We start from the raw sequence: 20,649 nt of genomic DNA, 5'->3' as shown, positions 1-20,649 counted from the left end.
ATATTAGCTATGTACACTGGTTCCGGAGGATTGTCTATTCAATTTAAAATTTGATGTTATAGGGGTATTATGCTTGTCAATGTAAAGTTTTATTACAGGATTCAACGTTTCTGCCAATAATGTGAGCCAAATAAGATAAAATTTCCTTAAATTTAATTGAGTCGAGTTTCCCTGTCTATCTTAGTAGGAATCATCATGAAGAATCTCTTGACCAAACTCACTGCTACCGCCGCTGCTACCATTACTTTGTCAGTGGCGGCGCAACAAGCCCAAGCCATCTCTTTCAATTTTAACTGGCAAGGGGATACTGGCTATTCAGCAAGGGGGGTGTTCAGCTATAACGAAAACACCGCCCCCAATATCATTTCCGAAAATGGAGCAGGCCCGACGACTTCCTTGCAGTTCCTTTCGCTTTCAGTTTTCGATCCCGCCAACAACTTGCTTGATAGCGGTAGTTCCGTAGTCAATGGCATCTCGAACGACAACTTTTTCCTATTCCAGTTTAATACCCTAACTGAAACCCTGAGTATATTAGACACCAATACCGCCGCCTCCGGCAACAATCCCTACTACTTTATCAGTAATGCTGTCGATCCTAGCAGTACTCCTGTTACGCCTGGCAGTACCACTTTCAATCTCTTCGCGTTTTCCAATACGGGCAGTACGACATTTCTTGGTTCTGCATCTAGCATTCAAGTATCTATTGTACCTGAACCTAGTTCTATCCTAAGCTTATTGGCTTTGGGAGGATTAGGTGCGGGTTCTATTTTAAAAAAGAAACAAAAAGGCGATACTAAATAATTAAACCTCCCAGTGTCTCACCTATGCCATGAACGTCGCCAACTTTCTCCTAATAAGACTTGCCAGCCTGACTGTGTTGGTGATTGCCCTCCCCAACCTCAAAGCCTAATCCCCCCAACCCCAGCCTGCTGTAGCCCAAAGTGGCATCGCTCAAGAAGACGCAATCGCTTCACCGCGCCGCCTCACCGTCACTGTCAAGGTTTCCGAACCCCAGTAATTGAAAGTACAGGAAGGTTCTGTGGTCAAGAAAGGTCAGGTCATCGCTGCCAGGGATAGGGAGAAACAGCACCTTGAAAGCCAGCGATCGCAGTTAACCCTATCTCTATAAAGAAGAACTGGAAAAAGTAGTCAATCAGCTTTTAAATGAAGGGGGATTGATTATTAAATGGAGTAGAAAACTTAAAAATAAGGGTAATGCTGTCAATGTAACTTAAATGCGTAAAAGCTTACATAAACCAAAAGCAAGCTGTGACTGGGTTATAATTTTTGGAGATGTCTATTAGAATCAAGGGTCATCGCCTCGGAATTGACAACGTACTCTTTTATTTCTTGGAAGGCTATACCAGAAGAAATAAATACTATCTATCCCGATCTAAGTTTAGAGAAAATCTACGCTACCATTACTTATTATTTACAGAATCAGCAAAAAATTGATGCTTATTTATTGCGCCTCCAGAATTGGCGAGAGACTCGCTATCATGAATCCTTAAAACATCCTTCACTTCAACGAGAAAAGATGAGAAAAATTAAACAGCAAAGGCAAGATTCTGTCAGGGTATGAAAATCAAGTTTTTACTGGATGAAAACTTATCCCCCCGCTTGAAAATTGCTGTCTTAAGGTTAAATCCAGAGATAGATATTTTACGCGTTAGAGAGCCGAATACACCACCGTTAGAAACTCTTGACCCTGATGTTTTACAGTATTTAGGATTATCTCAACGACTCTTGGTGACAGATAATCGTACCAGTATGCCTGAACATTTAGAAGAATATTAGCAAAAAAATCAACAAATCTGGGGACTGTTTTGGATACGTCCCACCACAACAATGAGAAAACTAGCCGAAGAATTAATTATGATTTGGGAAACTACCGAAGCAGAAGAATGGATCGATATTGTCGATTGGATTCCTTTTTAATTAATGATATAATAAGATTATTACCGTCCTTTTTATGCTTGATTATTAATTTTAATGACTCGCCAAATTCATGACCAATTTGCTAAGGAATATCTGGAGGAATTACTAACACCTCTAGGGACGATTATAAAAAGTAAGAAAGTAAAAAGTGAGGTTCAAGAAATCGATGTCTGGTTTGAACCATTTAGCTCACCTCCTTCCACTGAGTTACCTTTAGGATTACTCGGAAAAATGGCGGCTACTTCCTGTTTGTTTGAACCTTTCCGCAATCCCCCGACCGAGGTAGAGATTCGCAGTTGTTTGTCAAAGTTATACACGGTTCATGGGGATGTCTTGAGAAAAGCGAAACGGTCAAACAAAACTCTGACGGTCGCAGAATTGCCTTTCTTATGGATTCTAACGCCCACCTTTTCAGCTAGAATGATTGAAGATTTCGGGACTCACAGCGATGAGAGTAATTGGTTAACAGGGGTTTACTTTTTAGCGAAGTCTCTCAAAGCGGGCATCATTGTCATTCATCAATTACCAGTAATTGAAGACACCTTATGGTTGAGGGTATTAGGTAAAGGAGGAACTCAAAAACGAGCAGTTGAAGAGTTAGTTGAACTGCCAGAACGCAATCCTTTTCGAGAGAATTTACTGGAAATTCTGGCCAACTGGCGCAAGAATTTAGAGTTGAGAGATAATTTAAGTACAGAAGAACAGGAGGACATCATGAACTTATCACCAGCTTATTTACAACAAAGGGAAGAGTGGAAAATAGAAGAACGTCACTCTATGATAGCCAGTCTTCTGGAAGGACGCTTTGGCAGCCTAGATTCGGAATTATCTGGTCTGGTGGAACGGATCGCCCAACTTCCTATCTCGGAACGCACCGGATTGCTTCTTTCTTTGGCAAATTTATCCCGTGAGGAATTGTTAGAAAGACTCAGGGAAAATTAAAACTCCAGCCCGTCCAAACCATGAAGAATCATCCCTAAACCCTGATGGTAGTTTATCCGTTGAGGTTACTGTCAAGTCCGGCTTTAACACAGACGCTCCCCTGTCTGGACAGCAAGTAAGGAGTGCGTGGAGAAGTTGACCCAACGCGAGATATCGAAGATATCCGTTTCGTTAACAATCATCTCTTCTAAATGTTGAAAGTCTTCATTTTTATTTATCGGAATTATCATTTTAATAGACCTCTCCCTAGTTTGATAAAATCACAATCAGGAGATATTGTCAACAACTAACCGTAGCTTACCCGATCATTTATGCGTTGCTGATGCACTTTTTGAAAAATGGTGATAAACTCAACTGTACTGGGTACACTCTCCCTATCGGAGGGATTTGAGAAAAAATCGGGAGAAAAAAACGATGAACGAACGAGAAACATCCAACAAAATTGAGGCGGGCGGGGGTTTTCCTATATTACAATATTGGGCAGAAAAAACCCTCTCTCCTCAAGGGGTTAAACTCTGGCAAACCTTGAATCATAAAAGTGCCTGTTTAGCTTGCGCTTGGGGAACGGGAGGACAAAAGGGCGGTTTTGTCAACGAAGCGGGGGAAAGTCTGCAACGTTGTCTCAAAAGTGTCGAGGCGATTACTTCCGAATTAATGCCAGGTATTAAAACCGATTTTTTTCAAACCTATCATCTCGCTCAATTACAGTCCTTAACCTCCTTAGAATGCGATCGCTTGGGTCGTTTCAGTTATCCCGTCCTCTTAAAAGCCGGAGAAAGTCACTATCAACGTATTAGTTGGGAAGAAGTTTATCGATTAGCCGAACAAGCTTTTCGTCAACCGTCCGAGACTATTGCCTCCTATAGTTCTGGACGTTCTTCTAATGAAGCCGCCTATCTCTTACAATTGTTTTTCCGGGCATTAGGAAGTAATAATTTAGCCGATTGTTCCGATCTCTGTCATGCCGCCTCGACCGTAGGCTTAAAACAGGTTTTCGGCTCCGGGACTTCAATGGTCAGTCTGGAAAGTTTAAAACAAGCCGATTGTGTGGTATTGATCGGTTCTAACGCCCCCGCTAATCATCCTCGCCTGATGAATGAATTAATTCAAATTCGTGATCGCGGCGGTAAAATTATTATTATTAACCCGCAAATTGAAGTCGGATTGGTCAAATTCTCCTCGCCCGCTTTTCCGATTAAATCCCTATTGCGGGGCGGTTCCGATATTTCTACTCTCTACCTACAGCCGATTCCGGGTAGCGATACCGCCCTATTCGTCGGATTACAAAAATCTTTGATCGAACAAAATTTAGTGCGGTGGGATTATCTCAAATCCCATACAGAAAATTGGCAATCTGTTATAGATTACGCCCGACAAATACCCTGGGAAACCATTACTAAAACCTGCGGTTTGTCCCGAGAAGAAATTGAAGCAACCGCCGCCCTTTTCGGTAATTTAGAGCGAGTGGTTTTCGCTTGGGCGATGGGCGTTACACAACAGGAAAACGGGGTAGATAATATTATCAGTATTGCCAATACCGCTTTAATGACGGGAAATGCTGGCAAAATCGGAGCCGGAACCATGCCAATCAGAGGTCATTCTAATGTACAGGGCTTCGGTTCTATGGGCGTTACGGTGAGATTACGTCAGGAAATCGCCGAGGCACTTGCTCAACTTTTAGGAAAGCCATTAAATATAACCGGCGGTTATGATACCAGGGCATTAATTGAAGCTGCCGAACGGGGAAAAATCAACACCCTTTTCTGTTTGGGAGGTAATCTTTATGGGGCAAATCCAGATTTAACTCAAGCCAAAAAAGCCTTGGCACAAATTGATACGATTTTCTATGTAGCCACCAAGCCAAATTTAGGACATTTTCAGGGATTAGCCCGACAAAATACGGTAATTTTACCTGTCTTCGCTCGTTTTGAAAATCCTCACCCGACAACCACCGAATCGGGCAATAATTTTGTCCGTTTTAACGAGCGGGGAAGCAGTCATCTACAAGGTTCCGATGTGGATGTCATCTCGGAAGTAGAACTATTAACAAATATTGCCGTCAAGGTTTTAGGCACAAACCCAATTGATTGGTCGAGATTACACGATACCGCCTATATTCGTCAGTTAATCGCCAAAACGATTCCGGGTTATGAAAAGAGCGGGCAATTAGATCAAACCCAAACAGAATTTACCATTAGCGGACGGATTTTTACCGAACCCCATTTTCCAACATCGACCGGAAAAGCGCAAATGTCTGTCACCCCTTTACCCACTTTAAAAGCACCGCAAAAGCAAGATTTCAACCAACCAGAAAATGCCCCCGGAATTGCCCTGATTCTCGGAACAGGACGCAGTTATGGACAACATAATACCGTCGTTTATCAAGTGGGCGATAAATATCGAGGAATGCCTCACCGTCATTGTTTATTGATCAACGCCGAAGATGCCAAAAAAGCCAGCTTTCAAGAACATCAACGAGTCACTGTTCAAGGAGATGCCGGTAAATTAGAGAATATTGAAATTATTTTCGGTCCGATTCGCGAAGGTGTTGGCTTTATGTTTTATCCCGAAGCCAATGTTTTATTCAAAGCTAAAATCGACCCTCGCTGTGGGACTCCTGCTTATAAACGAGTTCCCATCTGGGTTTTTTAGTTATCAACTCCTCTGATTTTCTTTTTTGGAAATCATGAAATAGAGTTAAGTAGGGAGGCAAAATTATTTGTAGGATGGGTTAGGGGTAGCGTAACATGAGCAGGCGTTGGGTTTCATGCTTCAACCGTTCGGACCTCGGCGTGAGCTTTTGTGGAACGCAAAAGCTCACGGCCGAAGCCCAACCTACGTTCATCTTATATTTAGTTCCACCCACCCACTTTTTTGGAAATAATGAAATATAGTTAACCAAGCCAACCAACGAATTGAGCAGAATGAAAAAGCTATGGTCGGTTCGATCGCATTTCTGTTATTTTATTCTTACCATCATTAAAATAAATAGCCATGGATAAGTTTTTACTAACCGTATTAAGCATAGCAAGTTTGTTGGCTGTCGGGATGGGTACCCGTGCCATTGCAAGTCCCACATCTGCAGCGACGAACTTACAACTAGCTCAACGCCCTAACTGTAACAATCCCCAGACTCAAAGAGAAATGAACATTTGTGCCAGCATCGCTTATCAAAACGCCGATCGCAAGTTAAATCAAGTTTATCGACAACTACTGCCAAAACTGTCAGCTGCTCGCAAACAAAAATTAATTAGCGCCCAACAAGCTTGGATTAAGTTTAGAGACAGCAGTTGCGAATTTGAAAGAAGTGCGTTTGAGGGAGGCTCTATAGCTCCCATGATTTACAGTAATTGTTTGGCAGCTGTCACCGAGCAGCGTACCAAAGATTTGCAGAGATATTTAGAAGATAGCGATCGCTAAGTCAGAATCGCCGTTGATATTACCGATAATTCCCTAAAAGTCAAGCAAAATGCTCAATAAACTTCTTATTCCTGAACTTTTACCCTAAATATATACTAGACTTGTTGCGTAATAGTGGCATAATGGGGAAGAAACAATGATTGGATATCCCCTTGAATGCTGAACATTGGCAGAATATTGCATCAAGATAGACTCTTGAGAGCGACCACAGGACTCAATAGAAGAGCGTTTGAGACCTTGTTAGAGAAATTTGAACAGGTGTATTTGGCGGAAGCAGACAACAGGGAAAAGCCAAGAAAAAGAAAAATCGGGCGTTGCTGAATTAAGGTATGATTAGGCGAAAGGGCGAGCATTCGGAGGAAAATAATTTCTAGGATTTGAATAAGGAACTAGAACATCTTCAAATTTTAGGTAGTGAATTAGTAATCGAATTGAATGTCTTAGCATTTGTTCAGACTTAGAATAACAAAGAGTTTTTCGATGTAGCCTAGCCAAATAATGTCTTAGCCTAGGATTTTCTCCCTCTACTCTAGTCCTATAGGTTTGGCTAATAATCTGATCTCCGTCGGGGATAAAATTAGGATAAACTTTCCATCCATCTGTCACCTAAAAATGACATTTCCACCGACTAACAACTTCCCATAAGTCCGCAAAAGTTTTAGCACTATGTTGCCGAAGGCACTCGCCTTGCGAGACCGCCTAAAACCCATCCTAAAATCCCTGTTTTCAAGTGGTCTACCGCTGTCCCTAACCAGATTTGTTTTTTTTGAGCCGACAAATGTTTCTAATTCATCTAATTCTCCCACATCGGGAATTGTTTGTGGGTCATAATAATCCGGTAAGAGTTTGCCGACTTGTTTAACCCAATTCATAATTGTCGGATGATGGACGTTTTTAACCCTTTCAATGGCTCGAAAACCCAGACCATTAACCTACATTTTTAGACATTCCCGTTTCATTTCTTCAAAAATAACCTCTCTGGGGTTCATAAACCTCTATGAATTGTCTTCCACAGTTCACACAAATATAGTTCTGTTTTCCTTTTTTATGACCATTTTTGTTGATATGATCGGATTGACATTCAGGACATTGCCTAATTTCTGCGCTTGATCAGGGTGATTTTTGGTAGCTTGCCTTCTCCCTTAATCATACCCTAAATCAGCAACGCCGAACTATTGAGTAGAACCCCATATCTTTAATTGTCAAGGCTTCGGCCGTGAGATCATACCATTTTTCATAAGTAATGGCAGAGATGGTTAATCGCCCTCACCCCTAACCCCCCCAACCCCCCCGACGTCGGGGGGGCAAGGGGGGGTAAGATACCTGCCAAGAATAAAGAAAAATGGTATCAGGCTTCGACGGTGAGCTTTTGCGTTCGACAAAAGCTCAAGCCGAGGTCCGAACCGCCGAACGGTCAAGACCCTTAAAAGAAGAAGTTATTCGAGATTTTGTCAGGAGACTGGACGCTTATTTTTAATCGTGCTTCGTGTCACTGAGCTTTTACATTGAGCCTGTCGAAATGTGTCGAAGTGCTGTTTTATATTGGTCGGGGTTTCATCCCGTCGCGCTAAGTGCTTCGGGTCTTCACCCCGACATTTGAGATAAATACTTTACACACTTCATACCAGATAAGCAAGACGGATCACCACTACTAGCGAATCACTACCCAGTGAGAAAAAAAACGATCCGTCTCAAGACTATGGCAAAATTTCACTTTTTTTAGTATGATGACTGGAAGTTAATTTACCCCTTGCAGAAAAATGTTAAAAATTCCTAACAAAGCCGCACTCTTAGTTAGCATCTGTAACCTTGCTTTCCTTGCCCAGCTTGTCCATTAAGCCTGTTTTAGCCGAAGCACCCAGTCTAGGAAATGCCATTCTCTGCGTTGCTAGGGGGAAGACAGACAAAGGAACGAAAATCTATTTTTATACCTCTGTCATTGATAACGCATCGATCCAGAGAAAACGGCCCGTTGCCTTAACAATAGTGGAATCAGTGACGGACATTGCCGAAGGAGACGTGGTGATTATCGACAAAGAACATCAATCTATCACGATTGATGCCTTTGGAGCGGCCACTCCCCCACAAATGCAACCCGTGGGACTAGCTCTAACAACCTATCAGGGCAACAATACCTTTAGAGGCAAGAGTCAAGCTGGTACTCCTCTAAGCTTTAGTTTAGACAACAATGATCGCGTCTTTAAACTTCAGCACGGTAATGTCAACTATACTGGGGTTTGCCACTAATCTCGACGAAGTACAGACAGCCTGCTTGCAGACACGAGTTCTGGATTGATTCCCCGTCTTCCCTCCTGACAATAAAAAATGGTCGATGCCAGTGTCAGGCAGATACTAATCAACACCCATTAAGATGACCTTGACAGATACTACAGAAAAAGTAATTGTCCAACCGGACATACTTAACGAAACCGCGGCAATTGTCCCCGAAGCTCACAGGTTTTCCCAAGACTATCAACTCCTTCACTCCCTCGAAGGACGCTGGCGGGTCAAGATCGAGCGCCTGGGTTACGATCCTGACTATGCCAGCAACTTAGTGGCAATATTAGAGGATAGTAATGTCATCGGACAAGTTCGCTGCAATGAGGCGGCTGAATCCCTGATTATTGAATACAATTACGAGGAAATTTCCCCCGAACAACTACGGGAATATATCCTACTCTCGATGGAAGAAGCCGATCGCGGCTATCTCCTAACCACCAAGGCAGCGACAGCACCCACATCCCACGAAATTAACTATTGGGAGCGGTTGGGCATTCCCGCTGCCAGTTTAGCCCTCGCTCTTGTCGCCGTTCCCCTAGAACTCCCCCCCTTGCTCGTTGGGGGGTTAATTTTAGCCGCCTGTCTGCCCGCCTACGGTCGAGCTTGGGAAGGCATCAGCGAAGAAAAACAATTGACTGTCGATTTCCTCGACTCCCTTGCCATCACCCTCAGCGCCGCCCAGGGCCATTTCATTCCCCCCGCCTTCATGATCAGTTTGATCGAATCTGGGGAAGTAATTCGCGATGTCACCGCTCGCTCCAGCGAACGTCAGACCCTAGATTTACTGGACAGTTTGGGCAAATATGCCTGGATCGAACAGGACGGCGTAGAAGTGCAAGTTCCCCTCAAAGACGTAAAAGAAGGCCATCTCGTCATCGTCTATCCGGGAGATTTAATTCCCATCGACGGCAAGATTATCCGGGGACAGGGACTAATTGACCAACAGAAACTGACGGGAGAATCGGTTCCCGTCCACCGGGAAGTAGATGATGAGGTCTATGCTTCCACCCTGTTAGTAGAGGGACAATTGGCAATTCTCGTGGAAAGGACGGGGAATAATACCCGCGCCGGGGTAGTCGTAGAACTGATGAAAGCCGCTCCCGTCCACGACACCCGCGTAGAAAACTATGCCGCCAAATTTGCCAACATTGCCGTGTTGCCCACCCTACTGATTGGGGCCGGCATTTTTGCATTCACGGGAGATTTAGCCCGGACAACGGCCATTATCACCCTCGACTTCGGCACTGGCATCCGCGTATCTGTCCCCACCGCCGTCTTAGCTGGATTAACATACGCTGCCCGGACCGGGGTTTACATCCGCAGCGGCCGGGCGATCGAAATGTTGGCAAAAGTCGATTGCGTCGTCTTTGACAAAACGGGAACCCTGACCCAGGGCAATGCTTCCGTCACCGACATTCAAGTTACCGCCGAGGGAGTTACCCCAGCAGAAATTCTCTGTCTGGCGGCCTCGGCGGAACAGGGGTTGAGCCACCCCGTTGCCCATGCCATCGTCCAACAGGCCCAACAACAGGGGACGGAAACGAAAACCTGCGAGGAGTGGGATTATCGGGTTGGATTGGGAGTGGTCGCCCAAATCGAAGGGCGGCAGCTGCTGGTGGGGAGCAGCCGCTTTATGAAAACGGAAGGGATCGACATTAGGGCCAGTGAGCAGTTTAAGACGGGAGGCGTTTCTCTGGCTTATGTGGCCCGGGATGGCATCCTAATTGGCGTTATCATGTATGCCGATCCGATCCGCACCGAAAGCCCCGGGGTAATTGCTGAGTTACACCAGCAGGGCATCAGCACCCATATGCTCACCGGCGATGTGCAGCAGGTAGCGGATGCGGTGGCCCAAGAGTTAGGAATGCGCCGGGATGAAGTCCACGCCCAAGCTTTCCCAGAACGGAAGGTGGAAGTGGTGCAGCAACTGAAAGCGCAAGGGAAAACCGTTGCCTTTATCGGCGATGGCATTAATGACTCCGCCGCCCTTGCCTATGCCGATGTCTCGATTTCCTTTGCCGCAGGGAGCGATATCGCTCGGGAAACTGCCGACGTGGTACTGATGGATAACGATCTCAGCGGCTTGACCCATGCGATCGAGATCAGCAAGCAAGTGATGGACATTATCTACCAAAATGCCTTAATTGTGGGAATTCCTAACTTTGGGGCGCTGGCGGTGGGGGTCCTCTTTGCCCTCGATCCGATCCTAGCGATTATCATCAATAATGGTTCGGCAATTTTAGCCGGACTGAACGGCTTGCGCCCGGCCCTCGGTGGCGAGAAGACGACCTATCGAGATGCGGCGAACGTCTAACAGTCAAAATCCAAAATCGAGCAAATTTGTGAGGTCTCATGGAATTTTTATTAGGTATTGAACCGATTTTCGCCCTAGGGGTTGGTTTGGCGGCACTGGCGATTGCCCCCGCTATTGGGGCCTTAAGCAACCCTGAAACTGGGGAAAAGGTCGCCGAAACCGGGCGCGACATGACTAAACAGGGAATCAAGTGGGGTGCAGAGGCCGCTGACACCGTGCAAACCTATCTAGCTGAGGCCAGCGAATCCTGGAACGATCTGGTAGCGGAAGCACAGGCCGAAATCAGAACCGCTAAAAAAGCTAAGGCAACTAGCGAAAAATAGACAGTTAATAGTGAACAACTCATTCAGGAGGTTTTTATGGAAGAATTACTGGTTGTTGGTGGTGTTGGAGTCGTCGCAATTTTAGTATTGGGTTCCCTAGTTAGTTTAGCCAGTCCCCAGACCGGCAAAGCTATTACAGATACCGGTCGCAATGCGGCCAAAAGCGGGATCAAATTAGGAATGGAAGCTAGTGAAAAACTGCAAGCTACTTTTGTCGAAGCTGGTCAATCTTGGCAAGATTTAGTGGCAGAAGCGAAAGCGGAAACAGCGGCGGCAAGAAATACGACTCAAATCACTTCCGTAGAGGAAACGTCCCAATCCTAATCCCTAATTGACCGATCGAGAAACCCACTCGATAACTGCAATTTTGTAGGGGGGCATTCTCTTAGCCCCCTCCTTTAAAATCTCAAGGAAAGTATCAAATACCTAAGCAAAATTAATTAGGGTTGGCTGAATAAATCTAAAAAACTTGTTGGATAAGACTTTTAGACTTTTTTGACCTCAAAAAGTTCCAGCCGAGAGTGATCGGGGCGAAAATTCGGGGACTTTTTCCCCGAAAATTAGGTAATTTACCAGATGAAAATGGGTAAAACCCTACACCCCACACCCTACACCCTGCCCCCACGAAAAACTTTTTCAGCAGACCCTACTTAAGGAGTAGTTCAACAATGACCCGAGAATATATGCACGAACATTTGAAAGAGCTAATCGTTGAGAAGGCACTTCATCTCTGTTGCGACCCCATTGAAGAAATTGCCCGAGAATGGGCAGAAAAAAAAGACTTTAATCAAGGGGGAATTAATATTTTACAAGATCCCCATCGCTATGAAAAGTATTTAGAAGAGGCCAAAGAAGTCGCTGACGAATTTAGAAAACATATCATTCAGTTTTTACCAGAAACTAAAAATTAGTCGGAGGGAAATGTGAACTCTCCTAACTTCAGTAATGGCAACTTAAAACTAGATCAATTTTTAGTCTGTGGGTTAGGATATTTCGGACAGCATTGCGTCGTCGCACTCAAAGAATTCGCAGTCAATGTCTTGGCGAGCAGCGGGGATTTATCTTGAATGTCGGGGTAAAGACCCCCGCTTTTAGCGACGGGATGAAACCCCGACCAGTATAAAACAGCACTTCGACAAGCTCAGTGACACGAAGCACGACATTTCGACACATTTCGAGGGGCTTCAATGTAAAAGCTCAATGTAAAAGCTCAATGTTCACTGAAATCTTGACAATCCGATGCTCTAAAGGTTAAGATAAAATAAGTTGTTTGAGGTTGATAAACAATGATTGTCTTAGAAATGAAAGCCGTGGTCAAACCAAGTCAGTGTTCTGCCATTGATGAAGCTATTCGTACAGTACAATTCATCCGTAATAAGGCTTTAAGGCTTTGGATGGATGCCAAGAGAGAAGACAAAATCGATAAATATTCTCTCAATAAATATTGTGCAGTTCTCGCCAAGCAGTTCAAGTTTGTCGATACTCTAAATTCTACGGCCAGACAAGCATCGGCAGAACGAGCTTGGTCAGCTATTGCTCGTTTCTATGACAATTGTCAGAAAAAGGTTAAAGGTAAAAAAGGTTATCCCAAGTTTCAGAAAAATAATCGTTCTGTGGAATATAAAAACTCTGGAGGTCAATTATCGGAGGATAGAAAGAAAATCACTTTCACAGATAAGAAAAACATTGGCACGGTTAAACTAAAAGGAACTAGAGACCTAAACTTTTACCCTATTGACCAAATTAAACGAGTTAGGATTGTTAAACGAGCAGATGGTTATTATGTCCAATTTTGTCTTAGCGTTGATATTCGGGAATATGCTAAACCCCTAGAACCGACTAAAAGATGTGTGGGATTGGATGTAGGTTTAAAAGTTTTCTACGCTAACAGTGATGGAGAAACGGTAGAGATACCGCAATACTATCGTAAGGCAGAAAAAAGATTAAATCGTCTGACCCCCCCTTGCCCTACCGACGTCGGGGGGGTTGGGGGGGTTAAAAAGTTTAGAAAAGGTCAACCCCAATCAAACAACTACCAAAAGGCTAGAAAGAGATATGCTAGAAAGCATTTAAGAATAAGTAGGCAACGTAAAGGCTTTGTCGAAAAAGAGGCATTGCGCGTCATTAAATCTAACGATTTCATCGCCTACGAAAACTTAAATATTCAAGGCATGGTAAAAAACTCTAAACTAGCTAAATCTATCAATGATGTGGCTTGGTCAACTTTTCGACAATGGTTAGAATATTTTGGTTTTAAATATGGTAAGGCTACGGTAGCAGTAGCCCCCCATAACACGAGTCAAAATTGTTCTAATTGTGGTCAAAAAGTCCCTAAATCTCTATCTACGAGAACCCATACTTGTCCCCATTGTGGTTATGTAGAAGATAGAGACATTAACGCCGCTATCAACATTCTCAAAAAGGGACTAAGTACGGTGGGACACACCGAAACTAATACGCTTGGGGAGAGATTCCCTCTGGCGAATGCTGGATACGTCCTGCCAGATTAAGGAAACTCTATGAACCAAGAATCCTTCGCTTTTAGCGACGGGAGTGTCAATATGCTATTTGGTGGCACGTCTGAATTTTCCACAAATGCTACCCCCCCAATCTCCTATCAAGTGGTTAGCTCACTTCCTGGGCGAATCCGCTTGCGTGTCCCTTTCCTGCGCCAAAACCTAACAGGACAAAATATTCTCCAGGGAGCGATCGCTGCTCTAGAAGGCGTTACCAGCGTCCGCATCAACCCCTTGGCTAACTCAATCATTGTCACCTTTGCTGAAGGGAAAATTTCTCCCGCGCAATTAGAGCAAGAACTGGCAACCGCGATCGGCAAGGCCGCAGCTTCGGCGAACCCAGGGGCAGAAGTCCCCCAGAAAGCCGAATTCAAAGCGGAAAAACAAGTTTCTCGTCCCTCGGAAGAAAAATTGCCGGTGAGGGAAAATCTGGCCGATGCAAAGGTGGGACGGACCAAAACAGTGATCAGTCCCCAGACAGGGGAAAGTAAAGATGATAAAAATCCTCTAAACGAGATAACGAGCCAAACTTTAGTTTATCGGCAGCTGGAAGCCTTACCCGTCAATTCTTGGCAGCGCCAGTGTCAAGAGCAGGCTGAATCGATCGAGAAACTAGAAGATTGCCTCGCCGCCTTACAGCCGGTGGCAGCGATCGGTTCAGCTTGGCTGAGGCGGTGGTACGTCCACAGTCCGGCAACCATAGATTGCGCTGCCAGCACCGGCAGTGGTGCGCCGGTGGCGTTCCCCAAAACCCCAGAGTCTGAGGCACAATGGCAAGAGTTGGCAGCGGGGCAAAGGCAGGCGATCGCCGAGTTGGAGCAATGCCTTGCCGATGTGCAGCGCCTAGCCGTTATTGGAGAAGCTCGATTGAAAAAATATCGCAAATACCTTTAAAAGTTCCAAAATACAGGTTCGCAATCTCTATTTCAGGCGCGAGGAGCGCAACTGATTAGGCTTTGTCTGGGACTAAATTGCCAATTCGATCGAGCATTTTTACCCGAAGGGAAGAGAGGGGCCAGTTGTCTGCTCTCACCGGAGAATTGACTGCTAGGCTATCCTGAGAAACCCATACCGTTTCAACTAAACTAGATCTGTGAAAATCAAGGCTCTTAAAAATGACCGCCAAGCAAAAAATGATTTTTCGGCTGACTTCTCCCATCAACCGGTTTCTCTTCACGCTGACAGTGGCAATTTTCGTTTATTTAATCACGGGAGAATTTTACCAGGAATTGCGGTTTCTCTTGGCTTACGATCTAGCGATACTAAGTTATTTGAGTGTTTTAGCAGTGCAAATGTCCAAAGCGACTGCGGAAGATACCTTTCGCTTGTCTCAACAGCAAGAACCCAAGAGTATTAGCACTTTATTTGCTGTGCTGCTATTTTCTGGTATGGGGTTAATTGCTCTTTCTTTATTGCTCAACAACTCGAAGCAATGGTCTCCCTTGTTGACGAATTTGCACATGGGATTATCCCTATTAGCGATCTTTTTGTCTTGGACTCTGGTACATACTTTTTTCGCTCTGTATTATGCCAGACTCTACTACGATGAACTATCCGCAGAAGATTCATCCGCTTACCGCAAAGGTTTAGACTTTCCCAATCAAGAACTTGTGGATTATTGGGATTTTATGTATTACTCTTTTACTATCGCTATGTGTTACCAAACATCAGATGTATCTATTGAAAGTGTTGCGATGCGACGCATGACACTCTTTCATTCCATCCTCTCTTTTATCTTAGTAGCAGTAGTCATCGGTTTAGTGGTAAACATAATTTCTAATCTCATTTAATGGTGAAACAGACTTCTAATATAACCTGTGTATTCTGGTTCCAAGGCTCTGCCTTATTCATATATATCATTCTCCAGGTGGAACCTGAAAATGGCGTTCCCAGGTAGAACTTGGGAACGAGGTAAAATAACCTGTGTGGAACAGACTTCTAGTCTGTGGAAGTGCCTAAGTTTTAAGAAATCAAGGTGAGTTTCTGGCATCAAAATAAATCATTAAAATGATAAGGACAGGTTTCAGGGATGTCAGAAGGGGGATAGTCAATCAAATACAGGTCAACTGCATCCGAATAGATCCCTTGCCATTCTACTTCTAGCTTAGGCTTCATTGATGGACTGTAGCGACGCTTAAGAGTGTTAGAGAAAGCTTTGATTTCGGCTTGCCAATGGCGATTACACTCAGGCTTATTAGCGTAATCAATCTTCAGATGGTGTTGCATAATTCGAGTTAGTAAGGAGACCACTGCTTGATAATCACTACGTCCCAAAGCTTCGATCTCCTCAATCAGGTTTTCCCAGTCCAATTCTTGGACATTTTGTTCTTTTAATGCTTGGGCTTGTTTCATTGTCCATTGATAGAAATCTGTCTCGTAAATTTTATCGATAGCTATCTGACTCATAAGTTAAACTCCTGTTAGATTGCAATAAAAAAACTAGACAAATATAGATAGCAGCGGCTTTATTAGTCCCGACTTACATAAGCAAAGACAAATATTCCCACTTAAGCTCAGTCTAACCTTAAACGAGGCAAATGTCTATTTGGGGGGAGCATCACATTTTCGAGGTTTATCCTAAAACTGGAACCCAACAGAAGAACCCGGCTGGTGGTAGGGAGATGCAGAGAAATAGGATTGCGGTCTCGCGTAGCGAGTGCCTTCGGCAACGCCGACCTTGAGGTGAAAGCGGCTACTTTGGAAGCTGCACGGGCTGAGTTGGAGAGAATCCGCATTAGAAAGTCTAGTTTACAAGCTTCTCGTTTCGTAGTGACGACTTCAGTCGTCCCTGATTATAACCGTTTTTTTAAAACCGGATTTGGCCTAATAGACATCTCCAAGAAATAAATTAACAGAGAATTAAGTGTGATATAATGAGATATTACTTTTTTGAGCCATGAATAAACTTCTCGAACATATCGAAAGCAATCCTCTTTTGAGAGAATATGTTGTTTGGTTTGCCAAACGTAAACAACTAAGTTAACAAGCGAACTCTACAAACACTTTGGCATAGCTGAACAAGAAGAGGCATTCCGCAAAGGTTTGATTCCTTATTTACCATCGATAAAAAACAACAAGACTGAAAATTTAGAGTCAGATAGGAGGGCTTAAAATGGTCAATACAATTAGTATTGTCATCTCCAAAAATCCCGATGGATATTTAGTCAAATTTCCTGAATTAGATGCGATTGATTACCAAGATAGTTCTCTAGAGGGTGTTTTAAATCGACTCAAAGATGCCCTAGAAACTCATCTTACGTCTGAAGGTAAGGAAATTATGAAGTTTGCGGGGATTTGGGAAGATCTTCCTGAGGAAGATTTTAGAAATTTTTGTGAAGAAGTAGAACAGCGTCGTCAAAATTCTTTATCGCGGAGATTCGAGATTTGAAACCTTGTTTACTTGATACTGATATTCTTTCCTTGTTTTTCCGCAATCATCCCCAGGTCGTTCATTGTTGTAATTTGTATCTCCAAGAATACAGGCAATTGAGTTTTAGCTTGATTACTTATTATGAAATCTTGAGTGGTTTAAAACATCGAGATGCCCAGAAACAGCTTGACAAGTTTTTGGAATTTTCCCAAGGGAATCAAATTCTACTTTTAACCGACGAATCGGTGACGATATCAGCTAAAATTTATGCCGACTTAAGGAAACAAGGGACTCCTCTTGACGACATCGATCTCTTAATTGCAGGAGTAGCTATAGCGAATAATTTAGTATTAATTACCCACAATCAAAAGCATTTCAGTAAAATTGAAGGGTTAGAATTAGAAGATTGGACACTATAACTATTCTGGAAAGATTTGGCAGATTAAGTGGTTTGGGCAAGGAAACAGAGATGAAACGAGATGAGGTACTGGCAATTCTAGACGCACACAGGGAAGAGTTACAAAAACTGGGGGTAAAATCTTTGTCTTTATTTGGTTCAGTGGCAAGGGATGAAGCTGATGCCGATAGTGATGTAGATTTGTTAGTAGAATTTAATCAAGAAGGTGGTTTTTTTCAACTTCTGCAAGTACAGTATTATTTAGAAGATATTCTGGGATGTTCTGTGGATTTAGGAACTCAGGATGCCTTAAGAGAACATTTACGAGAACCTGTGCTGGAGGATGTTATCAATGCCTTCTAGAGATTGGCGACTTCGCCTTCAAGACATTTTAGAATCTATCAGGGAAATTGAACGGCGTACAAGGGGAATGACGTTTGAGGAATGCCAAGAATCAAACCACTATCAAAGCGGTTCTCTATGATTTTATCATTATTGGAGAAGCAACTAGAAATGTACCAAAGGAAATTCAGTCTCGCCATCCTCTTATTCCTTGGCGTTTGATGGGAGGAATGAGAAATGTTGCAACTCACGAATATTTTCAAGTTAATTTAAGTAGAGTTTGGGCAACTATTTAAGAAGATTTACCGACCTTAGTGCCACAACTACAAGAAGTGTTAGAAAGCGAAATAGAAGCAGAATAGTTGTTGGATAAGCGAAAGCAAAAAAATAGACCCCTTCAACTGACTGAATAAAGGGGTGGCAATGGTCGTATTTTTAGAACCAATTTAGCCTACTTTTGTGGTTTCTTTTCCGGTGGATTTAGTGGACTTTAGTTTGCGTTTGAGGGTTGAAGCTGCGCCTAGAGTGCCGAGCGCGAGGAGGCTGAGGATGGCGGATGGTTCGGGAATAGGGCAAATATCTTCAAGTGGAATTGTAGTTTTAGCTAAATAGAAGTTACCAGTTATTGTTGAGAAACCTGATAAATCCCATGCAATGTTTGTGTTATTTGAAGATGAATTTGGTAGATTATTTAAATCATTTATCAATGTAACTTCTGAGTTATATGCATTTCCTGTATTAACTCCAATTACATTTGCACTTTCTAGTATAGTCCCGCTAGGTAAAGAACCAATCCCTGTTCCCGTATCTCCAGCTAATATGGAGAATAAATCAATTTTTTGTCCTGGCACTACAGGCTGTACAATACCAAAAAACATAGGATAAACATTATAATACTTCTTGAATCCAGCTGTAAAGTCGGGTCCACTGACTGTAATTTTTTCACGATTATGAATACGAACATTTTTTATACGATCGGTACATATATCAAAACAAATAATGTTATTTACACTAGGTACTTCATAAGTGCCTGGTGCAAGAGCAAGGAAATTTTTTTCTTCGTATATGTCAACTATTACAACTTCCCCTGCTTGTACTGATTCAAAAGAACCGATCATAGTCAAGATGGAAAGAGATCCTAATCCGACTACTAAAGACAAAGGAATATTTTTGTGAAGTCTCATGATTGTATTGTGTTAAGTAATGGTTAATCTTTAGTACGATCGCCCCCCTCGCAGCCAGGTCAAGCAACAGCCCCACCCAACCCCAAAGGCAGACAACAAAACTATACACACTCCCCCCCCACAACTGTATCAAAAGCTACAATTTACAAATCTTTACATTCCCCTCCCTGACCAACGACTCACCTGGGACAATAGGGACATCCCCTCCTTCCGCCAGGAAACGCCCCCTCAACGCTCAGATGAGTTTGGAGTTACAGCACAACCAGAATAACGACCAATATCAACGGACGGGACTCAACTGCCCCAATTCGACGCTCACCGCATCAAAGCGATTGTCTCCGGGGCGATAGGAGAGAATTTCCAAGCCAATCGGCTCGCCACTGGTGGAATCCTTAATCAAAATCACTCCATCCCCCAGTTCAGTACAAATCTGCTCCTTTCTAGGGGATTGCCAGAAGACAGTGAGTAATTCCGTTTCTGGTTCATAGAAAACCTTGACTTGAGCCATAGCGTTTTCCCTTAAGCAGAATTTACGCCGCCTCCAGTTCATACTAAATCCGTTGAGTAACGCACAGAAAACGGGTTTCTCGGAGAAACCCGTTTTCTACTCATGCAAAAGGCAAAAAGGGGGAATAAATAATCAGTTTTTAATACCCGGATTTAGTATCATAATGCAAGACCAGAAGCTCATCGCCTGGCAGAATAGCCATCGCATATTCCCGCCCCTGACTGTCAGAAAATTCCACTAAATATTGATAGCGCGAACCTTTTTCATACACCTCAACCACTGTTCCCACCTGTCCGCTTGGCAAGCTGGGGACAGCTTCATAATCTGGCTCAACTAAAGTCAATCGCTCCCGAGGGACGGAGTTGAGGATGGCAACCAGATCTAAGAGTTTGATGTCTTTCATTTTACTTCACTTGATAAAGGCAGAAATTAGGCGAGGGTTAGGATTAATTAAAATGTTCTGGATTTAAGCAATAGCCAATCAGTTTTTCCATCGAGATTTCTGCCAGTTCCCCGTTGGGTAATTTCATCTGCGGCACTCCGAACTTTCTGATTCCCCTCAGAGCAATTCGATTCGCAATTGGCGGCCTACCACAGAAGCCGCCCGTTGGATGGTATCGAGAGAAACGCCCGCCTTTTCCGGATCGAGGGGGCGATCGAGTTGCGCCCTGCTGGTCTGCATCCGCGCCGCCATCTCCGTTTTTGTCAGAGAGAGCCGTTTCATCTCCTCAGCCAACTGCCGCAACCGCACCCGTTTGAGTGCTGCTGCACTACAGTCCTCGTCAAGACCTTCTTCTTTGAGAAAATCATCGAATTCAGAGCCAGTATGGGGGTTATCGGTCATATTTTTCGTGTTCCTTCTTGCGCTTGAGAGCTAAATCGATTTCCTGTTTTGGGGTTTTTTGGGACTTCGCCGATGTTGCCGTGCAGCAGAATCATCTCCCCCTGGCTGATGTAGAAAATGACCCGTGCGATGCGCCCGCCAGTAGAGGTAATTCATGACTCACCGTTCGCTTATTTTTTGAGGTCAGGTAACGAAAATATGGCTGAAAAGCTGACCCCGTAAAGGATTGAGCGAACGTTACTGACCCATTTTTATCCATCAGCAAAGAAGT

At 43.8% G+C, this 20,649-nt stretch carries 22 protein-coding genes and 3 pseudogenes; 19 read left to right on the top strand and 6 right to left on the bottom strand.

Annotation, left to right across the window (positions count from 1 at the left end; genetic code table 11):
- Nucleotides 1-195 precede the first annotated feature (195 nt).
- The 6 genes and pseudogenes from H6F92_RS09715 to H6F92_RS09690 all read left to right on the top strand — a co-directional run bounded on the left by H6F92_RS09715 (nt 196) and on the right by H6F92_RS09690 (nt 6,300).
- A complete protein-coding gene (locus tag H6F92_RS09715; RefSeq protein WP_190357684.1) occupies nt 196-801 on the top strand; it encodes a PEP-CTERM sorting domain-containing protein in 606 nt (201 codons plus the stop codon).
- 492 nt (nt 802-1,293) lie between these two features.
- Nucleotides 1,294-1,582, top strand: a pseudogene (locus tag H6F92_RS09710) (DUF433 domain-containing protein).
- Nucleotides 1,579-1,797 carry a DUF5615 family PIN-like protein gene (locus tag H6F92_RS25435; RefSeq protein WP_199308176.1) on the top strand — a complete coding sequence of 73 codons (219 nt, stop codon included), beginning with the start codon at nt 1,579-1,581 and terminating at the stop codon, nt 1,795-1,797. Before H6F92_RS09710 ends, H6F92_RS25435 begins: the two are co-directional and overlap by 4 nt.
- A 195-nt stretch (nt 1,798-1,992) precedes the next feature.
- Nucleotides 1,993-2,880 carry a hypothetical protein gene (locus tag H6F92_RS09700; RefSeq protein WP_190357683.1) on the top strand — a complete coding sequence of 296 codons (888 nt, stop codon included), beginning with the start codon at nt 1,993-1,995 and terminating at the stop codon, nt 2,878-2,880.
- Nucleotides 2,881-3,294: 414 nt separating this feature from the next.
- Nucleotides 3,295-5,532: an FdhF/YdeP family oxidoreductase gene (locus tag H6F92_RS09695; RefSeq protein WP_190357682.1), complete on the top strand. Its 2,238-nt coding sequence runs from the start codon at nt 3,295-3,297 to the stop codon at nt 5,530-5,532.
- 342 nt (nt 5,533-5,874) lie between these two features.
- Nucleotides 5,875-6,300, top strand: a complete 426-nt coding sequence (locus H6F92_RS09690) for a lysozyme inhibitor LprI family protein (RefSeq protein ID WP_190357681.1) — start codon at nt 5,875-5,877, stop codon at nt 6,298-6,300.
- A 333-nt stretch (nt 6,301-6,633) separates the two neighbouring features.
- Here H6F92_RS09690 and H6F92_RS09685 read toward each other — a convergent pair.
- Nucleotides 6,634-7,398, bottom strand: a pseudogene (locus H6F92_RS09685) (IS1 family transposase).
- Between the two features lie 729 nt (nt 7,399-8,127).
- Between H6F92_RS09685 and H6F92_RS09680 the strand changes: the two are divergent.
- The 8 genes from H6F92_RS09680 (at nt 8,128) to H6F92_RS09645 (ending at nt 15,523) form a co-directional block, all read left to right on the top strand.
- Nucleotides 8,128-8,547, top strand: a complete 420-nt coding sequence (locus tag H6F92_RS09680; protein WP_242030077.1) for a hypothetical protein — start codon at nt 8,128-8,130, stop codon at nt 8,545-8,547.
- Nucleotides 8,548-8,671: 124 nt separating this feature from the next.
- The gene (locus H6F92_RS09675; protein WP_190357679.1) at nt 8,672-10,894 is read left to right on the top strand and encodes a heavy metal translocating P-type ATPase; all 2,223 of its coding nucleotides are present in this window, start codon (nt 8,672-8,674) and stop codon (nt 10,892-10,894) included.
- Between the two features lie 38 nt (nt 10,895-10,932).
- Nucleotides 10,933-11,217, top strand: a complete 285-nt coding sequence (locus tag H6F92_RS09670; protein WP_002742126.1) for a hypothetical protein — start codon at nt 10,933-10,935, stop codon at nt 11,215-11,217.
- 36 nt (nt 11,218-11,253) lie between these two features.
- Nucleotides 11,254-11,541, top strand: coding sequence for a DUF5132 domain-containing protein (locus H6F92_RS09665; protein WP_190357678.1), 288 nt, complete (start codon nt 11,254-11,256; stop codon nt 11,539-11,541).
- Between the two features lie 344 nt (nt 11,542-11,885).
- On the top strand, nt 11,886-12,128 hold the full coding sequence (locus H6F92_RS09660; RefSeq protein WP_002742124.1) for a hypothetical protein: 243 nt from the start codon (nt 11,886-11,888) through the stop codon (nt 12,126-12,128).
- 375 nt (nt 12,129-12,503) lie between these two features.
- Nucleotides 12,504-13,727 carry an RNA-guided endonuclease InsQ/TnpB family protein gene (locus tag H6F92_RS09655; protein ID WP_190357677.1) on the top strand — a complete coding sequence of 408 codons (1,224 nt, stop codon included), beginning with the start codon at nt 12,504-12,506 and terminating at the stop codon, nt 13,725-13,727.
- A 9-nt stretch (nt 13,728-13,736) separates the two neighbouring features.
- Entirely contained in the window at nt 13,737-14,627 is an 891-nt protein-coding gene (locus tag H6F92_RS09650; RefSeq protein WP_190357676.1) for an HMA2 domain-containing protein, read from the top strand.
- Between the two features lie 221 nt (nt 14,628-14,848).
- Nucleotides 14,849-15,523, top strand: coding sequence for a DUF1345 domain-containing protein (locus H6F92_RS09645; RefSeq protein ID WP_190357675.1), 675 nt, complete (start codon nt 14,849-14,851; stop codon nt 15,521-15,523).
- Between the two features lie 199 nt (nt 15,524-15,722).
- On the opposite strand, the gene H6F92_RS09640 is transcribed toward H6F92_RS09645, so the two are convergent.
- On the bottom strand, nt 15,723-16,139 hold the full coding sequence (locus H6F92_RS09640) for a DUF29 domain-containing protein (protein WP_190357674.1): 417 nt from the start codon (nt 16,137-16,139) through the stop codon (nt 15,723-15,725).
- A 231-nt stretch (nt 16,140-16,370) separates the two neighbouring features.
- Between H6F92_RS09640 and H6F92_RS09635 the strand changes: the two genes are divergently transcribed.
- From H6F92_RS09635 to H6F92_RS26765, 5 genes and pseudogenes are all read left to right on the top strand, one after another.
- Entirely contained in the window at nt 16,371-16,580 is a 210-nt protein-coding gene (locus H6F92_RS09635) for a hypothetical protein (RefSeq protein WP_190357673.1), read from the top strand.
- A 265-nt stretch (nt 16,581-16,845) separates the two neighbouring features.
- Nucleotides 16,846-17,121 (top strand): hypothetical protein, encoded by a 276-nt coding sequence (locus H6F92_RS09630; RefSeq protein WP_002765838.1) that lies wholly within the window; start codon nt 16,846-16,848, stop codon nt 17,119-17,121.
- Nucleotides 17,118-17,522, top strand: a complete 405-nt coding sequence (locus H6F92_RS09625) for a type II toxin-antitoxin system VapC family toxin (protein ID WP_190357672.1) — start codon at nt 17,118-17,120, stop codon at nt 17,520-17,522. Before H6F92_RS09630 ends, H6F92_RS09625 begins: the two co-directional genes overlap by 4 nt.
- 50 nt (nt 17,523-17,572) lie before the next feature.
- Nucleotides 17,573-17,863 (top strand): nucleotidyltransferase family protein, encoded by a 291-nt coding sequence (locus H6F92_RS09620; protein ID WP_190357685.1) that lies wholly within the window; start codon nt 17,573-17,575, stop codon nt 17,861-17,863.
- Nucleotides 17,853-18,204, top strand: a pseudogene (locus H6F92_RS26765) (HepT-like ribonuclease domain-containing protein). The gene H6F92_RS09620 and the pseudogene H6F92_RS26765 overlap by 11 nt, the downstream one beginning before the upstream one ends.
- Before the next feature lie 84 nt (nt 18,205-18,288).
- Here H6F92_RS26765 and H6F92_RS25895 read toward each other — a convergent pair.
- The 4 genes from H6F92_RS25895 to H6F92_RS09595 all read right to left on the bottom strand — a co-directional run bounded on the left by H6F92_RS25895 (nt 18,289) and on the right by H6F92_RS09595 (nt 20,378).
- On the bottom strand, nt 18,289-19,026 hold the full coding sequence (locus H6F92_RS25895) for a PEP-CTERM sorting domain-containing protein (RefSeq protein ID WP_242030075.1): 738 nt from the start codon (nt 19,024-19,026) through the stop codon (nt 18,289-18,291).
- 280 nt (nt 19,027-19,306) lie between these two features.
- Nucleotides 19,307-19,534, bottom strand: coding sequence for a hypothetical protein (locus tag H6F92_RS09605; RefSeq protein ID WP_125730226.1), 228 nt, complete (start codon nt 19,532-19,534; stop codon nt 19,307-19,309).
- Between the two features lie 139 nt (nt 19,535-19,673).
- On the bottom strand, nt 19,674-19,937 hold the full coding sequence (locus H6F92_RS09600; RefSeq protein ID WP_190357671.1) for a DUF4926 domain-containing protein: 264 nt from the start codon (nt 19,935-19,937) through the stop codon (nt 19,674-19,676).
- Between the two features lie 156 nt (nt 19,938-20,093).
- Complete coding sequence (locus H6F92_RS09595) at nt 20,094-20,378, bottom strand: XRE family transcriptional regulator (RefSeq protein ID WP_190357670.1); 285 nt, start codon at nt 20,376-20,378, stop codon at nt 20,094-20,096.
- Nucleotides 20,379-20,649 lie beyond the last annotated feature (271 nt).

The sequence above is a fragment of the Microcystis wesenbergii FACHB-1317 genome, assembly GCF_014696875.1.
Lineage (GTDB): Bacteria > Cyanobacteriota > Cyanobacteriia > Cyanobacteriales > Microcystaceae > Microcystis > Microcystis wesenbergii_A.
The sequence above is the reverse complement of the archived record's forward strand: the minus strand, read 5'-3'. Positions and strand labels throughout refer to the sequence as shown.